This is a genomic window from Bradyrhizobium oligotrophicum (assembly GCF_051168495.1).
Taxonomy (GTDB): domain Bacteria; phylum Pseudomonadota; class Alphaproteobacteria; order Rhizobiales; family Xanthobacteraceae; genus Bradyrhizobium; species Bradyrhizobium oligotrophicum_A.
This window is the reverse complement of sequence record NZ_JBNPVB010000002.1, coordinates 480933-495211: the sequence shown is the minus strand read 5'-3', so window position 1 is coordinate 495211 and position 14279 is coordinate 480933. Positions and strand designations below refer to the sequence as shown.

Here is a 14279-nt window from a genome sequence, read left to right as displayed (position 1 = left end):
AAAACTAAACCGTTTCGTTCCCGTTGAGGGAACATGCTTGGTGTGTCAGCCTGCAGTCAAGTCACGTTGACGATAGGGATCGGGATGGTCACATCTCCTACACACCCAGGCCGGACGGGAGCTGCCGCCGGCCGCGCCGAGTTCAAGCACGCTCAGATCCTCGACAGCGCGTGGACGCTGTTCCTGGAGGGCGGCTTCGATACGACGAGCATGGACGCGATCGCGCGCCACGCGGGTGTGTCGAAGGCAACGCTGTACGCGCATTTCACCGACAAGGATGCGTTGCTCCTGGCGCTGGTCGACGACTATTGCCGAAGCGGCGGCGAACCGCTGTGGATGGAAAACGATTGTGCCATCGACATCGAACGGGACATGCGTGAGATCGCGCGCCGTTTCCTGGCCCTGTTCCTGGACGACAGGGGGCTCGCGATGCATCGGCTGATCATGTCATGCGCCTCGCGCTATCCGGCGATCGCGGAAGCCTTCATGCGGTCCGGCCCGCATCGCTGTGATGCCGACGTCGCGGCCTTTCTGCGCGCGGCCCAGGCTCAGGGGTTGCTCGAAATCCCCAATGTCCGGCTTGCCGCAACGCAGTTTCTCACCTTGATTCAGGGCCGGTTGCCGTTGACGTGGGCCCTGTCGATGCAGGCCCCGAGCCCGGCCGAATACCGGGCTCAGCTCGAGGGCGGGATCCAGGTTTTCATCGCGGCCTATGGGCGCCGTGGCACGAGGCAAAGCGGGCGTTCCAAGACGCCGAAGAGCGTGCCAAGGCGTCCGCTGGGGTCTCCGGCCAGGCGGCCGTGACTGTCACGAGGCCGTCGGCGATGCCGCTGCGGGCTTCACCGGAAGCTCTCTGGTCCGCTTCGGACGGCGCAGCCGGCGCTGCGTCCAGATCAGCACGCCCGTGATCAGCAGCGCGAGCAGCACCACCGAGATCAGCACGTTGGCGGCGCTGCCGATCAGCGACCAGTTGCCCTCGTGCAGCAGCCGCGGCCAGTTGCGGGGCAAGGCGGAAAGGCCGTCGGGTGTCACGGCATAGGCGCGCAACTCGTCGCTCTCGACGATCCGCGCCATCATCCGCCCGCCGCGATTGCCGATCGAACTCACCGACGACAGATCATGATCCCTGGCGACGATGCCGACCGCCTCCGGCAGCGAGATCCGCTTGGCCGCGGCCGGCGGCGCGCGGCCTGCGAACGTCAGTCCGAATTGCAGGAACAGTCCGGTGATCGGGCTCAGCAGGATCAGCGGCAGCGTGAACCATGCCGCGCCCTTGTGCCAGCCGGACAGCGTGTTGCGCAGCCGCGGCAGCCCCATGAGGATGCCCATGATCATGACCACCAGCATCGCTGCGGTCGAGATCGCGGTGAGACCCGGAATTCCGATCAGGTGCTCGTGAGTCCTGCGCGCCCACAGGAAGACGCTCGACGTGGCTGGCTTGTCCGCAGTTGCGCCGGTCGTGATGTCGATCTCGGCGCCGGGCGCCCCCTGCAGCGTGACGTGCTGCGTGGATGCATCGATCGCCACGCCGCGCGCCTTGCCGTCCGGATCGAATTGCTTGATCAGCGCGACCACGCGCGCTGGATCGACGCTCCCGGGCCTGACGGCAGCGACCTGCGCCATCGGCTCGAACGACAGGATCAAACCGGTGACGATGATGACGAGCAGCGGCAGCGCGAAGGTCAGGCTGATCCAGCGGTGGAGTTTCAGCAGCAGCTGCTTGTTCATGATCGTCTCCGAATGATCGTCCCGCCCATGGCGTCGCGCGGCGGGTTGTTGTCCGCAGGCGCTCGCTCCGTGAATTTTCTGATCGTTTCGCTGACGATGCCGCGCGGTCAGTGCGCGTCCATCGCGCCGTCATTAAACGAGCGCAGCAGGGGGGCGAAAGCAGAGAACTATTAATTTTAGGTCATGCATCGTTTGATCGGCGTCAATGCGGTGAGCGCCGATTCGCGTCTGCGCCGATCATCTCAATTCGTATCGGACGCCGTCTTGTCGCCGTCGAGCACTCGCTTGAGCCGCGTCGAATCCAGCGCGTTCTCCCAGCGTGCGATGACGATGGTCGCGACCGCATTGCCGATCAGGTTGGTCGGCGTCAGTCCCTGCGACATCAGCCGATGGATGCCGAGCACCAGTGCGACGCTGGCGACGGGAATCGTCCCGGTGGCGGCCAGCGTCGCCGCCAGCACGACGAACGCGGCGCCGGCGATGCCGGCCGCGCCCTTCGACGTCACCAGCAGGATCAGCAGCAGCCCGATCTGGTGGCCGATGTCGAGATGGGTGTTGGTCGCCTGCGCGAGGAAGACGGCCGCGGTCGCGAGGTAGAGACAGGTGCCGTCCAGATTGAAGGAGTAGCCGGTGGGGATCACGAGGCCGACGATGCTGCGTTCGCAGCCCAGCGCCTCGAGCTTGACCAGCATGCGCGGCAGCACCGTCTCCGACGACGTGGTCGCGATGCAGACCAGCACCTCGTCGCGGATGTAGCGGATCAGCTTCCACAGGCTGAAGCCGGCGAAGGCGGCGATCGGGCCGAGCACGGCCGCGATGAAGATGAGGCAGGTTACGTAGAAGCTGCCGAGCAGCAGGCCGAGCTTGGCCAGCGAGCCCAAGCCGAACTTGCCGACGGTAAACGCAATGGCGCCGAAGGCGCCGAGCGGCGCTGCCCACATCACGATCTTGACCACGCCGAAGATCATCTGTCCGGCGACCTCGATCACGTCGGTGACGGCTTTGGCGCGGTCGCCGAGCCAGATCAGCGAGAAGCCGCACATCACCGAGATGAACAGCACCTGCAGGATGTTGCCTTCGGCAAAGGCGCCGACGAAAGTCTGCGGGATGATGTTGAGCAGGAACGGCACCAAGCCGACCGCCGCGGTCTGCTTGACGTAGGGCTCGATGGTGGCGGAGTTGATGGTCGCGGGGTCGACGTTCATGCCGGCGCCGGGCTGAAACAGGTTCACCGCCGCAAGGCCGATGATCAGCGCCAAGGTCGTGATCACCTCGAAATAGATCAGCGCCTTGATCGCGACACGGCCGACCTTGGCCATGTCGGCCATGTGGGCGATGCCGTTGACCACGGTACAGAAGATGATCGGCGCGATCAGCATCCGGATCGCCTTGATGAAGGCATCGCCCAGCGGCTGCATCTGCGCCCCGAGGTCTGGATTCACGGCGCCCAGCAGGATGCCGGCCGCCATCGCGATCATGACCTGAACCCACAGCTCCTTCCACCACGCACGGCTGCCGTCGCGGGTGCTGGTCGCGACAACCGGCGAACTCGAACTGCTCATCATCACGTCCTGTCGGGTCGTAGGCGCCGGCGTGGGCGGATCGCGGCGCAGAGGAAGGCTGCCACTGTCATGAAAGCTTCGGGCCGTCGCGTCAAATATGATCGGCGGGCAGACTGCGTTTGCAGTTTGTCCATGATTTTACGGATATCTTGATGGCGGTCGATCGGCGCACGGGCGCGCAACCGGTCCGGCATCCTTCCCGGCATTTCAATCCACGTGTGACGCGACAGGCGATTTGCCTCGCGCGGCCATCGACTTATGGCGACGTCTTCGCACCCTGCTTGCAGATATGTGAAAGCTGCGCGCTGCTCGTGGCGGCAGCGTGTCAGCGCGTTGACGTCGTGTTGCAGCGGACCGGCGCATCTCCTGCGCGAAGGCTCGTTCCACGGCGCGGAAAAGCGTTGCGGCTCAATAAGCTGGACCAGGGTGATTCAGGCCTGATGCGCAGTTGCGATGGTTGTCGAGCGCGACGGCGCAATGCTATCGACGCGGCAAGGACGGCCGCAGCGGCGGCCGCGACAGGGAGAGGAACATCATGGCCGACGCGCTGATCATCGACGCCTGCAGGACCCCGCGCGGCATCGGCAAGGCGGGCAAGGGCGCGCTCGCCGGGCTGCATCCGCAGCGCCTCGGCGCCACCGTGTTGCGTGCGCTGGCCGACCGCACCGGCATCGACACCGGCGATGTCGACGACATTATCTGGGGCTGCTCGTCGCAGCGCGGGCCGCAGAGCGGCGACCTCGGCCGCATGTCGGCGCTGGATGCCGGCTACGACATCCGCGCCTCCGGCGTGACGCTCGACCGCTTCTGCGGCTCGGGCATCACCAGCGTCAACATCGCAGCAAGCTCGATCATGGCCGGCCAGGAGGATCTCGTCATCGCCGGCGGCTGCGAGATGATGTCGATGGAGGGCCGGCGCGGCGAGGGGCCGCTGATGATGGATGCCGGCAACCTGCATCTGCGCGCGCTGCATCCGCAGTCGCACCAGGGCGTCTGCGCCGACGCCATCGCCACCATGGAAGGCATCACCCGGGCCGACGTCGATGCGCTCGGGCTGGAAAGCCAGAAGCGTGCCGCGGCCGCGATCGCCGCCGGCCATTTCAAGAGCAGCCTGGTGCCGGTGCATCGCGAGGACGGCAGCCTCGCGCTCGATCACGAGGAGTATCCGCGGCCGCAGACCACCGCCGAGGCGCTGGCCGGGCTGAAGCCAGCCTTCCCGGTGGTCGCCGACTACGCGCTCGATGACAAGGGCACGACCTATCGCGGCCTGATCCTGCAGCGCTATCCCGGCCTCGAGATTTCGTTCATGCATCACGCCGGCAATTCCTCCGGCGTGGTCGACGGCGCCGCCGCGATCCTGCTGGCGTCGCCGTCCTACGCCAAGGCTCATGGCCTCAAGCCCCGCGCCCGCGTGGTGGCGATGGCCAACATGGGCGACGACCCGACCCTGATGCTGAACGCCCCGGTGCCGGCGACCCGCAAGGTGCTCGCCAAGGCCGGGCTTGGCATCGACGACATCGACCTGTTCGAGATCAACGAGGCGTTTGCCGTCGTCGCCGAGAAATACATCCGCGACCTCCGGCTCGACCGCGCCAAGGTCAATGTGAACGGCGGCTCGATCGCGCTGGGGCATCCGATTGGCGCCACCGGTTCCATCCTGATAGGCACGGTGCTGGATGAATTGGAGCGGCGCGACCTCAAGCGCGGCCTGGTGACGATGTGCGCGGCCGGCGGCATGGCTCCGGCGATCATCATCGAGCGGGTCTGAGCCGTCCGTCTCCCCGATCAAGACCATCGGCGCCCGCTGCAGACAGGTTGCAGCGGGCGCGGTCGTTTCGGTCCGCGGCAGTTCCACTTTCCGGACCGGTCAACCACGTTTCGGTTAGGTCAGAATTCGCGCTTGTTCCGCAAATTGCAGCAGGTTATTGCCACGTAGAGGCCTCCTCGTAGAAGAAATGGCTCTCGTGCTGCTGACGCTGTCGCACATCATCGATCGCAAGGCTTCGGCCCGTGGCGTCACGCGGCTGCGGGCGCTGCTGCGCAGCAACGAATTCTACCTGATACCGCTGGCGCTGGTGATCGGCGTCGCCACCGGTGCGACCGTGACAGTGATGAGCCTGATCGCGCAGCTCGCCCACACGATCATCTACGGCATTCCGATCGACGTCCGGCTCAGCGCCAATGCCTGGGTCAATCCGGCCACTGCGCTGGTCGCGCCTGCGTGCGGCGGTCTCATCCTCGGCATCATGGAATGGCTGCGGCGGCGCTGGAAGATCGCGCCCGCCGTCGATCCGGTCGAGGCTAATGCGCTGCGCGGCGGGCGGCTGTCGATGCGCGACAGCATCGTGGTGAGCAGCCAGACCCTGATCTCCAACGGTTCCGGCGCCTCGGTCGGCCTCGAGGCCGGCTATACCCAGATCGGAGCGGGCATCGCTTCGCTGCTCGGCCAGTACCTCACGCTTCGCCGCAACGATCTGCGCCTGATCCTCGGCTGCGGCGCCGCCGCCGCCATTGCTGCCGCGTTCGGCGCGCCGATCACCGGCGCGTTCTATGCGTGCGAGCTGATTGTCGGCGTCTACTCCGTCGGGAGCGCGGCGCCGATCCTGGCGGCCTCGCTGGCAGGCGCGCTGACCTCGCAATATCTCGCCGGTGCGCCGTATTCCCTCGAAGTCCAGAAGGTCGGTGCGGTCGGTTTCGAGCAATACATCGCGCTGTTCGTGCTCGCGCTGCTCGTCGCCGGCATCGGCATCGTGGTGATGCGCGCCTCGCCGGCGGTGGAGCGGCTGTTCGTCCGCATCCCGGTCTGGCTGCGTCCCGTGATCGGCGGCGTCTGCGTCGGCGCCATGGCGATCGTGACGCCGCAGGTGCTGGCGGCAGGCCATGGCGCGATGCTGCTCGATCTGCATCGCGAGATGGCGGTCGGCATCATTGCCACCATCATCGTGCTCAAGCTCGCCGCCTGCCTGATCTCGCTGGCCTCCGGCTTCCGCGGCGGCCTTTTCTTTGCCTCGCTGTTCATCGGCAGCCTGCTGGGTAAGCTGTTCGCCGGGCTGCTCGCGATGGCCGGTCTCGGCGGCGCGCTCGATCCGATGGTCGCGATGCTGACCGGCATGGCGACGCTGGGTGTGGCGATCGTCGGCGGGCCGCTGACGATGTCGTTCCTGGTGCTGGAGATGACCCGCAGCGTCGACGTCACGGCCGTGGTGCTGGCCGCCTGCATCGTTACCTCGGTCTGCGTCCGCGTGCTGTTCGGCCATTCGTTCTCGACCTGGCGGCTGCATCTGCGCGGCGAGACCATCCGCAGCGCCAATGACGTCGGCTGGCTGCGCAACCTCACTGTCGAGCGCCTGATGCGCTCCGACGTCGCCAAGGTGCCGACCACGACCACGATTGCCGCCTGCCGGCGCGAATTCGCGCTCGGCACGCGTCAGGCCGTGGTGGTGGTCAACAACAGCGATGATTATTGCGGGCTGGTGTCCTTGCCCGATCTGTTCTCGGGCGAACTGGACTCGATCGCCGACGAGATCCAGGTGGTCGAGCTCGCCAAATATTTCGAGGTCGCGCTGTTGCCCGAAATGAACGTCAAGACGGCGATGAAGATCTTCGACGATTCCGGTGCCGAGGAGCTGGCGGTGCTGGAGTCTGAGAACAGCCGCAAGGTGATCGGCTTCCTGACCGAGTCGTTCGCGCGCCGGCGCTATGTCGAGGAGATCGACCAGGCGACGCGCGGCGTGCTCGGCGCGCTATCGTGATCGCGTCACGTCGCCGCGGCGCGTGATCTCCGGGCCGCGCACGGGGTAGGCTGCCGGCCGCTCGAGACGCGAGGAGACTGCATGACGAGACGGATGAAGGTGGCCGGGCTGGCGGTGACGGGCATGTTGGTGGCGACCGCCGCCGTTGCCGAGCCCGCGGTCCTCAAGGGCAAGGACGCCTTCGGCAACTGGCAGGCCGATACGCCCGGCACCGTCAGGCTGATCCGTCCCGAGGATCTGCCCAAGCCCGGCGCGACCGCCTCGGCCGCCAACGTGTCGCGCGTGGTGCAGCGGCCGGCCTCTGCCATTCCCAAGGTCGCCGATGGCTTCAAGATCGCGCTGTTCGCCGAGGGGCTGAACGGGCCCCGCATCATCCGCACCGCGCCGAATGGCGATATCTTCGTCGCCGAGACCCGGGCAGGGCGCGTCCGCGTGCTGCGCCCGAGCGAGGATGGCAGCAAGGTCGCGGGAAGCGAGATCTTCGCCGACCGGCTCGGCCATCCCTTCGGCATCGCGTTCTATCCGAGCAGCGATCCGCAATGGGTCTACATCGCGAGCACCGAGCGCGTCATGCGCTTTCCCTATCGCGCCGGCGACATGAAAGCGTCCGGACCGCTGCAGGCCATCGCCGACCTTCCTGCCGGCTACGGCCATTCGACCCGCGATGTCGTGTTCACCCGGGACGACAAGCGCATGCTGGTCTCGGTCGGGTCGGCCGGCAATGTCGGCGAAGCCCTGGGAGATCCCGCGGGCGGTCTCACCGCCTGGATCAAGTCCCATCCGCTCGGGGCGGCCTGGGGCGGCGAGACCGATCGCGCCGGCGTGCTCGCCTTCGATCCCGACGGCAAGAACCGGAGCCTGTTCGCGACCGGCATCCGCAACTGCGTCGGCCTCGCCATCCAGCCTGCGACGGGGGTGCCCTGGTGCTCGACCAACGAGCGCGATGGCCTCGGCGACGATCTCGTGCCGGACTATGTCACGCGGGTGAAGGAGGGCGGGTTCTATGGCTGGCCCTGGTACTACATGGGCGACAATGAGGACCCGCGACATCGCGGCGAGCGCGCCGACCTCAAGGGCAAGATCACCGTGCCCGACGTGCTGCTGCAGCCGCATTCGGCTTCGCTCGGCTTGACCTTCTACGACGCAACCTTGTTCCCTCCGGAGTATCGTGGCGACGCGTTTGCCGCTGAGCACGGCTCCTGGAACCGGTCGAAGCGCACCGGCTACAAGGTGATCCGTATTCGCCTGAAGGACGGCGTGCCCACCGGCGAATACGAGGACTTCGTCACCGGCTTCGTCGTCAACGACCGCGAGGTCTGGGGCCGGCCGGTCGGCGTCACCGTCGCGCGCGACGGCAGCCTGCTCATCTCCGAGGACGGCAACGGCACGATCTGGCGCGTGAGCCGCTGAGCGCCGCCTGGGGGGCCATCCATCTCTTCGCGAGGCGATTTCGCTCACGACCCGACGATTTCCAGCCAAGTCTATTGTTCCTTGCGCGGAACTTAGGAACCGGCGGCTTCCGGTGGTGTTCTGGCTCGGACCAGGGCCGGATAGCCGATGAACATTCTCGATCCGCAAGGGCCGATCGCTGCAGCCGAAAAGACCATTCTGCTGGGCTCGGTCGCCATCATGCTGGCGATCGTCGTGCCGACGATCTGTGCGATCTTTGCCTTCGCCTTCTGGTTCAGGCAGTCCAACAGCAAGGCTGAATATCGGCCCGAATTCGCCTATTCCGGACGCGTTGAACTGGTGGTGTGGTCGATCCCTGCGCTCACTGTGCTGCTGCTCGGCGGCGTTGCCTGGATCGGTGCGCACCAGCTCGACCCGGCACGGCCGGTGCCCGGCACCGGATTTCCGATCCGTATCCAGGTGGTCTCGCTCGACTGGAAATGGCTGTTCATCTATCCGGATCAGCGAATTGCGACGGTCAACGCATTGACGGTGCCGGTCGGCGCACCGCTGCGGTTCGAGCTGACATCCGGCAGCGTGATGAATGCCTTCTTCATCCCGCAGCTCGGCAGCATGATCTACACCATGAATGGCATGGTCAGCCGTCTGGAGCTGCGCGCCGACGAGGAGGGCACCCTTCAAGGTATCTCCGCGCATTTCAGTGGCGACGGCTTTCCCGACATGATGTTCGACACCCACGTCGTGTCGCCGGTGGCGTTCGACAGCTGGGCCGTGTCCACCCTGCAGGGCGACCAGGTGCTCGATGTCGACGCCTACAAAAAACTCTCGGAACAATCGATCGAGAAGACGCCGATGACCTATCGCCTGGGTGATCCCGAACTGTTCGGAAAGATCGCAAGCCAACAGACGCCGCCGGCTCCTGGGCCGAAATTGACCACCAACCCCGCGAAGCCGGAAAGCGCAGTCGGCAATGTTCGGTAAGCTGACGTTGAATGCGATCCCGCTGGGGCAACCGATTCCGCTGATCGCGGCCGGTGTGGTCATCCTTCTCGTCCTGGCCGTGCTGGCCTGGGTCGTGGTCAAGGGTCATCTGCCGTATCTCTGGAGAGAATGGATCACCAGCGTCGACCACAAGCGGATCGGCGTCATGTACATCTTCCTCGCCATGATCATGCTGCTGCGCGGCTTCTCCGACGCGCTGCTGATGCGCAGCCAGCAGGCGCTCGCCCTGCATTCGCAGGGATTCTTGCCGCCCGAGCATTACAACCAGATCTTCTCCGCCCACGGCACTATCATGATCTTCTTCGTGGCGATGCCGTTCATGATCGGGCTGATGAATCTGGTCGTGCCATTACAACTCGGCGTGCGCGACGTGGCGTTTCCGACCTTGAACTCGGTCGGTTTCTGGCTGACCGCGACCGGCGCGCTGCTGGTCAACGTCTCGCTCCTGGTCGGTGAGTTTGCGCGCACCGGCTGGCTGCCCTATCCGCCGCTGTCCGAATTGACCTATTCGCCCGGCGTCGGCGTCGATTACAACCTCTGGTCGTTGCAGATCTCCGGCGTCGGCACCCTGGTCTCGGGCATCAACCTGACGACGACGGTGCTGAAGTTGCGCACCAAGGGCATGACGCTGCTGCGGATGCCGATGTTCTGCTGGACCGCGCTGGCGTCCAACCTGTTGATCGTGGCGGCGTTCCCGATCCTGACTGCGACGCTCGCGATGCTGATCCTCGACCGTTACCTCGGCTTTCATTTCTTCACCAATGAGGCCGGCGGCAACGTCATGATGTTCATGAACCTGATCTGGGCGTGGGGCCACCCCGAGGTCTACATCCTTGTGCTGCCGGCGTTCGGTGTGTTCTCCGAGGTGGTGTCGACGTTTTCCGGCAAGCCGCTGTTCGGCTACCGTTCGATGGTGCTCGCCACCATGGCGATCTGCGTCATTTCGTTCACGGTGTGGCTGCATCACTTCTTCACGATGGGGGCAGGGCCCGACGTCAACGCGATCTTCGGCGTTGCCAGCATGATCATCGCCGTTCCGACCGGCGTGAAGATCTACAACTGGCTGTTCACGATGTATGGCGGCCGCATCCGCTTCACCCCACCGATGCTGTGGTCGCTGGGCTTCATGGTGACCTTCATCATCGGCGGCCTGACCGGCGTGCTGGTGGCGGTGCCGCCGGCGGACTTTCTGCTGCACAACAGCCTTTTCCTGGTCGCCCACTTCCACAACGTCATCATCGGCGGCGTGCTGTTCGGCGCCTTTGCCGGCTATACCTACTGGTTTCCGAAGGCGTTCGGCTTCCGCCTGCAGGAGGGATGGGGCATCGCGGCGTTCTGGTTCTGGCTGGTCGGCTTCTATGCCGCCTTCATGCCGCTCTATGTCGTCGGCCTGCTCGGCATGACCCGGCGCATGCAGCACTACGACGTGCCGGAGTGGCGGCCCTGGCTGCTGCTCGCCGGCATCGGCGCGATTCTGATCTCGATCGGCATTGCCTGCCAGATCGCCCAGCTCGTCGTCAGCATCGCCAGGCGCGAGCAGTTGCGCGACCGCACCGGTGATCCCTGGAACGGCCGCTCGCTGGAATGGGCCACCGCCTCGCCGCCGCCAGTGTTCAACTTCGCCGTCATGCCCGACGTCAGCGGCGAGGATGCCTATTGGTCGATGAAGGCGCGTGCCAAGCAGCAGGACCACGACAAGGGGATGCCGGACTACGGCGATATCGAAATGCCGCGCAACTCGCCGACCGGCTTCGTCTGCGCCTTCTTCGCCACGGTGACGGGCTTTGCCCTGATCTGGCACATCTGGTGGATGGTGATCGCGGGCATGCTCGGCGCCTTCGCGACCTTCGTGGTGTTCGCTTGGCGCGATCATGACGAGTACGTCATTCCGGCCACCGACGTGGCCAGGATCGACCGCATCAATCTCGACGAGCGCAGCAGGCTCCTGACCAGCGCGGGAGGCGCGTGATGTCGGTCGAACTGACGGCACACGCCGATCCGCACCGGCTGGGAAGCGTCGCGCACGCCGGGCCGGCGTCCAAGCGGATCGTGACCAGCTACGGTTTCTGGATCTTCCTCCTCAGCGACATCGTGATGTTCTCGTGCTTCTTCGCGAGCTTTGCGGTGCTGTCGGGACAGACCGCCGGCGGCCCCGGCGGGGCGCAGCTGTTCGACCTGAAGAACGTCGCGATCGAAACCGTGCTGCTGCTGTTGTCGAGCTTCACCTGCGGGATGGCCAGCATCGCGGCCGACATGCGCAACCGGATCTGGTTCCAGGTTTCGATGGCCGTCACGGGCCTGTTGGGAGCGGCCTTCCTGACGCTGGAAGTGATGGAGTTCGCCGATCTGGTCCAGCGCGGCGCGGGCCCCAGCCGCAGCGCTTTTCTATCTGCGTTCTTCACCCTCGTCGGCTGCCACGGCTTGCACGTGGCTGCGGGCATCCTGTGGCTGCTGACCATGATGGCGCAGGTCGTGGCCAAGGGATTTCGCGCCGACATCCAGCGCCGGATCCTGTGTTTTGCGCTGTTCTGGCACGCGCTCGACATCATCTGGGTCGCGGTGTTTTCCATGGTTTATCTGTTGGGGAGCGCGACATGAGCGAGCCTGCGCATGAAGCGGATCATGCTGATCTCGCGCCGGGTGAACAGGAGCACGGCAGCCTGCGCCTGCGGGTGCTTGGCTATCTGGTGGGACTTGCCGTGGCCGCGCTGCTGACGGGGACTTCGTTCTTCATCGCCGGCACCGATCTCGTCTGGCAGCCCAGCATTCCCGTTGCGCTGGTCGTCCTCGCGATTGCGCAGATGGGCGTGCATCTGGTGTTCTTCCTGCACATCACGACCGGACCGGACAACACCAACAACGTGCTGGCGCTGGCGTTCGGCCTGTTGATCGTGTTTCTGATCGTCGGCGGATCGCTCTGGATCATGGGCCACCTCAACACCAACATGATGCCGATGGATCAGCTGATGCAGATGCAGCGGTGAGGCGGCCGCCGATGGCTCTCGTGCGCAGCGACGTCGCATGGTGGAGCTTGCTTACTTTCCCTTCGGCGCCCGGCAGTTGAAGGCGCGGCGGAAGCCGGCGGCGCGGGCGTCGTCCTCCGAGCAGAACCAGCGATCGGGCTCCGTCGTGGCCGGATAGCTCGGACACCCCCGCAGATGATAGATGCCGATGTTGCCGGTCATGCGGGCGCGCACGGCGAACTTGCCCTTGATGGTGCAGCCGGGCGGCGCGCTCGGCGCATCCGGGAACAGCACGGCGCGGATCTCGCGGTCACGGTCTGCACGGCAGGCGGCGCCGAGCAGGGCGCCGTCCCTCTTGTTGGTGCGGAATTCGCCCGGCGCGACCAGGCAGCCTTTCCATAGCCCGCGCAGCGCCTCCTTCGCCTCGGCCACATCGTCCTTGGCGCGATACTTGACGGCCTGATCGGCGCTGACGGCATAGCCGGAGCGCGCCATCTGCTGGTTCAGGCTGATCTTGTCGCCATCGACGGTGCAGACACCGATCTTGTGGGTCTTCAGCGGCTTGTCGGGACCGAGATCGTCGCAGCGTACCGAGCGGCCGCCGATCAGCTTGGTGAGCTGCTCGCGTGCCTCGACGCCGCAGCTCCAGGAATCGGCCCGGTCGTCGATGCACAGCTGATCGACCTCCGGCGCATCGATGCCGTCGAGCCGGAACACCGTGTCGCCGAGCTGAAGGGTATCACCGCTCCGAACCACGGCGCCGGCAGCCAGCGCCGGGCTCGACGCCCCCGCGAGCGCCAGCGAGATCACTACAGCTGTCCGACCAACCGTCCGCCACGTCCGCATGCCTTGCCCTCGATCCCCAGGGGGCTGTCCTAGCATCCAGCGCCCCAGGTGATCAATTTTCATGCAGAGGACGACACGCGGTCGTGGTCTGCCGCAGCTGCGTCGCGTTTGCGCAGAGCCCCATGAGCCAATTGCATTCCACCGCAAGCAATTTCTTTTACGAATCTGTCTAAGGAGGGATCAGCTTCGGACCATCTGAAGCGAGTTTCGGCTGAGGGAACATGACTGACACCAACGATCGAGCGGCGATGCGCGCGAAGTTCGCGCCACCGACCGAGAAACCAAAACACTCGGGCATGTCGCGGCGCAGTTTGCTGGCGACGGCGGCGCTGCTGATCACGACCTCCGGCGCAACCGCCAAGGTCGTCACCAAGGTGCTGCCGTGGCGGCCGAACGAGGTCTATCCGGTGACCCCGGTCGTGCCGGGCGGCTGGCTGTTCTTCACCGCCGAGGAAGCCGCCGTCGTCGATGCGATCGTCGATCGGCTGATCCCGGCCGACGAACTCGGCCCCGGCGCCAAGGAGTCCGGCGTCACCACCTTCATCGATCGCCAGCTGACGGGTCCCTATGGCGGCCACGACTGGCTCTATATGCAGGGACCTTTCTCCTCCAACCCGCTGCCGACGCAGGGCTTGCAGTCGCCGCTGACGCCGCGCCAGCAATATCGCCAGGGCCTCGCGGCGCTCGCCGCCTATTGCAAGGCCAATTTCGGCGGCCGCGGCTTCGTCGAACTGTCCGCCGAGGACAAGGACAAGCTGCTCGCCGGCATGGAGAAGGGCGACGTGAAGTTCGACGGCTTCTCGAGCCGCATGCTGTTCAACGCGGTGCACGCCAACACCATGGAAGGCTTCTTCGCCGATCCGATCTATGGCGGCAACAAGGACATGGCGGGCTGGAAGCTGATCGGCTTCCCCGGGGTCCGCTACGACTTCCGTGACGTGATCGACAATCCGAACAAACCATACACGCTGCCTCCGGTCAGCATGCAGGGCCAGCCGGCCTGGGGAGTACGCTGA

The 14279-nt window shown here is 65.6% G+C and carries 12 protein-coding genes; 9 read left to right on the top strand and 3 right to left on the bottom strand.

What is annotated here, in order from left to right; all coding sequences use genetic code 11:
- The first annotated feature begins 33 nt into the window (after positions 1 to 33).
- Positions 34 to 804 (top strand): TetR/AcrR family transcriptional regulator, encoded by a 771-nt coding sequence (locus ACQR1B_RS05765; protein WP_434835332.1) that lies wholly within the window; start codon positions 34 to 36, stop codon positions 802 to 804.
- Positions 805 to 807: 3 nt separating this feature from the next.
- Here the strand turns inward: ACQR1B_RS05765 and ACQR1B_RS05760 are convergent, their stop codons facing one another.
- The gene (locus tag ACQR1B_RS05760; RefSeq protein ID WP_434835331.1) at positions 808 to 1728 is read right to left on the bottom strand and encodes a PepSY domain-containing protein; all 921 of its coding nucleotides are present in this window, start codon (positions 1726 to 1728) and stop codon (positions 808 to 810) included.
- Between the two features lie 242 nt (positions 1729 to 1970).
- The gene (gene dctA / locus ACQR1B_RS05755; RefSeq protein WP_434835330.1) at positions 1971 to 3290 is read right to left on the bottom strand and encodes a C4-dicarboxylate transporter DctA; all 1320 of its coding nucleotides are present in this window, start codon (positions 3288 to 3290) and stop codon (positions 1971 to 1973) included.
- 535 nt (positions 3291 to 3825) lie between these two features.
- On the opposite strand from dctA, the gene ACQR1B_RS05750 reads away from it, so the two are divergent.
- The 7 genes from ACQR1B_RS05750 to cyoD all read left to right on the top strand — a co-directional run bounded on the left by ACQR1B_RS05750 (position 3826) and on the right by cyoD (position 12438).
- Entirely contained in the window at positions 3826 to 5058 is a 1233-nt protein-coding gene (locus ACQR1B_RS05750) for an acetyl-CoA C-acetyltransferase (protein WP_434835329.1), read from the top strand.
- Between the two features lie 187 nt (positions 5059 to 5245).
- On the top strand, positions 5246 to 7042 hold the full coding sequence (locus ACQR1B_RS05745) for a chloride channel protein (protein WP_434835328.1): 1797 nt from the start codon (positions 5246 to 5248) through the stop codon (positions 7040 to 7042).
- Between the two features lie 81 nt (positions 7043 to 7123).
- Complete coding sequence (locus ACQR1B_RS05740; protein ID WP_434835327.1) at positions 7124 to 8452, top strand: PQQ-dependent sugar dehydrogenase; 1329 nt, start codon at positions 7124 to 7126, stop codon at positions 8450 to 8452.
- A gap of 147 nt (positions 8453 to 8599) precedes the next feature.
- Positions 8600 to 9433, top strand: coding sequence for a cytochrome ubiquinol oxidase subunit II (locus ACQR1B_RS05735; protein WP_434835326.1), 834 nt, complete (start codon positions 8600 to 8602; stop codon positions 9431 to 9433).
- Positions 9423 to 11423, top strand: a complete 2001-nt coding sequence (gene cyoB / locus ACQR1B_RS05730) for a cytochrome o ubiquinol oxidase subunit I (RefSeq protein WP_434835325.1) — start codon at positions 9423 to 9425, stop codon at positions 11421 to 11423. Before ACQR1B_RS05735 ends, cyoB begins: the two co-directional genes overlap by 11 nt.
- On the top strand, positions 11423 to 12052 hold the full coding sequence (gene cyoC, locus ACQR1B_RS05725) for a cytochrome o ubiquinol oxidase subunit III (protein WP_434835324.1): 630 nt from the start codon (positions 11423 to 11425) through the stop codon (positions 12050 to 12052). Before cyoB ends, cyoC begins: the two co-directional genes overlap by 1 nt.
- The gene (gene cyoD, locus ACQR1B_RS05720; RefSeq protein ID WP_434835323.1) at positions 12049 to 12438 is read left to right on the top strand and encodes a cytochrome o ubiquinol oxidase subunit IV; all 390 of its coding nucleotides are present in this window, start codon (positions 12049 to 12051) and stop codon (positions 12436 to 12438) included. Before cyoC ends, cyoD begins: the two co-directional genes overlap by 4 nt.
- A gap of 51 nt (positions 12439 to 12489) precedes the next feature.
- Here cyoD and ACQR1B_RS05715 read toward each other — a convergent pair whose 3' ends face one another.
- Positions 12490 to 13263 (bottom strand): thermonuclease family protein, encoded by a 774-nt coding sequence (locus ACQR1B_RS05715; RefSeq protein WP_434835322.1) that lies wholly within the window; start codon positions 13261 to 13263, stop codon positions 12490 to 12492.
- A gap of 221 nt (positions 13264 to 13484) precedes the next feature.
- Here ACQR1B_RS05715 and ACQR1B_RS05710 point away from each other — a divergent pair, with 221 nt between their 5' ends.
- Complete coding sequence (locus tag ACQR1B_RS05710) at positions 13485 to 14279, top strand: gluconate 2-dehydrogenase subunit 3 family protein (RefSeq protein ID WP_434835321.1); 795 nt, start codon at positions 13485 to 13487, stop codon at positions 14277 to 14279.

Bases quoted from the DNA above. Each gene is read 5' to 3' on its own strand.
- ACQR1B_RS05765 (WP_434835332.1), top strand. From the start codon at position 34: ATGCTTGGTGTGTCAGCCTGCAGTCAAGTCACGTTGACGATAGGGATC.
- ACQR1B_RS05760 (WP_434835331.1), bottom strand. From the start codon at position 1,728: ATGAACAAGCAGCTGCTGCTGAAACTCCACCGCTGGATCAGCCTGACC.
- dctA (WP_434835330.1), bottom strand. From the start codon at position 3,290: ATGAGCAGTTCGAGTTCGCCGGTTGTCGCGACCAGCACCCGCGACGGC.
- ACQR1B_RS05750 (WP_434835329.1), top strand. From the start codon at position 3,826: ATGGCCGACGCGCTGATCATCGACGCCTGCAGGACCCCGCGCGGCATC.
- ACQR1B_RS05745 (WP_434835328.1), top strand. From the start codon at position 5,246: ATGGCTCTCGTGCTGCTGACGCTGTCGCACATCATCGATCGCAAGGCT.
- ACQR1B_RS05740 (WP_434835327.1), top strand. From the start codon at position 7,124: ATGACGAGACGGATGAAGGTGGCCGGGCTGGCGGTGACGGGCATGTTG.
- ACQR1B_RS05735 (WP_434835326.1), top strand. From the start codon at position 8,600: ATGAACATTCTCGATCCGCAAGGGCCGATCGCTGCAGCCGAAAAGACC.
- cyoB (WP_434835325.1), top strand. From the start codon at position 9,423: ATGTTCGGTAAGCTGACGTTGAATGCGATCCCGCTGGGGCAACCGATT.
- cyoC (WP_434835324.1), top strand. From the start codon at position 11,423: ATGTCGGTCGAACTGACGGCACACGCCGATCCGCACCGGCTGGGAAGC.
- cyoD (WP_434835323.1), top strand. From the start codon at position 12,049: ATGAGCGAGCCTGCGCATGAAGCGGATCATGCTGATCTCGCGCCGGGT.
- ACQR1B_RS05715 (WP_434835322.1), bottom strand. From the start codon at position 13,263: ATGCGGACGTGGCGGACGGTTGGTCGGACAGCTGTAGTGATCTCGCTG.
- ACQR1B_RS05710 (WP_434835321.1), top strand. From the start codon at position 13,485: ATGACTGACACCAACGATCGAGCGGCGATGCGCGCGAAGTTCGCGCCA.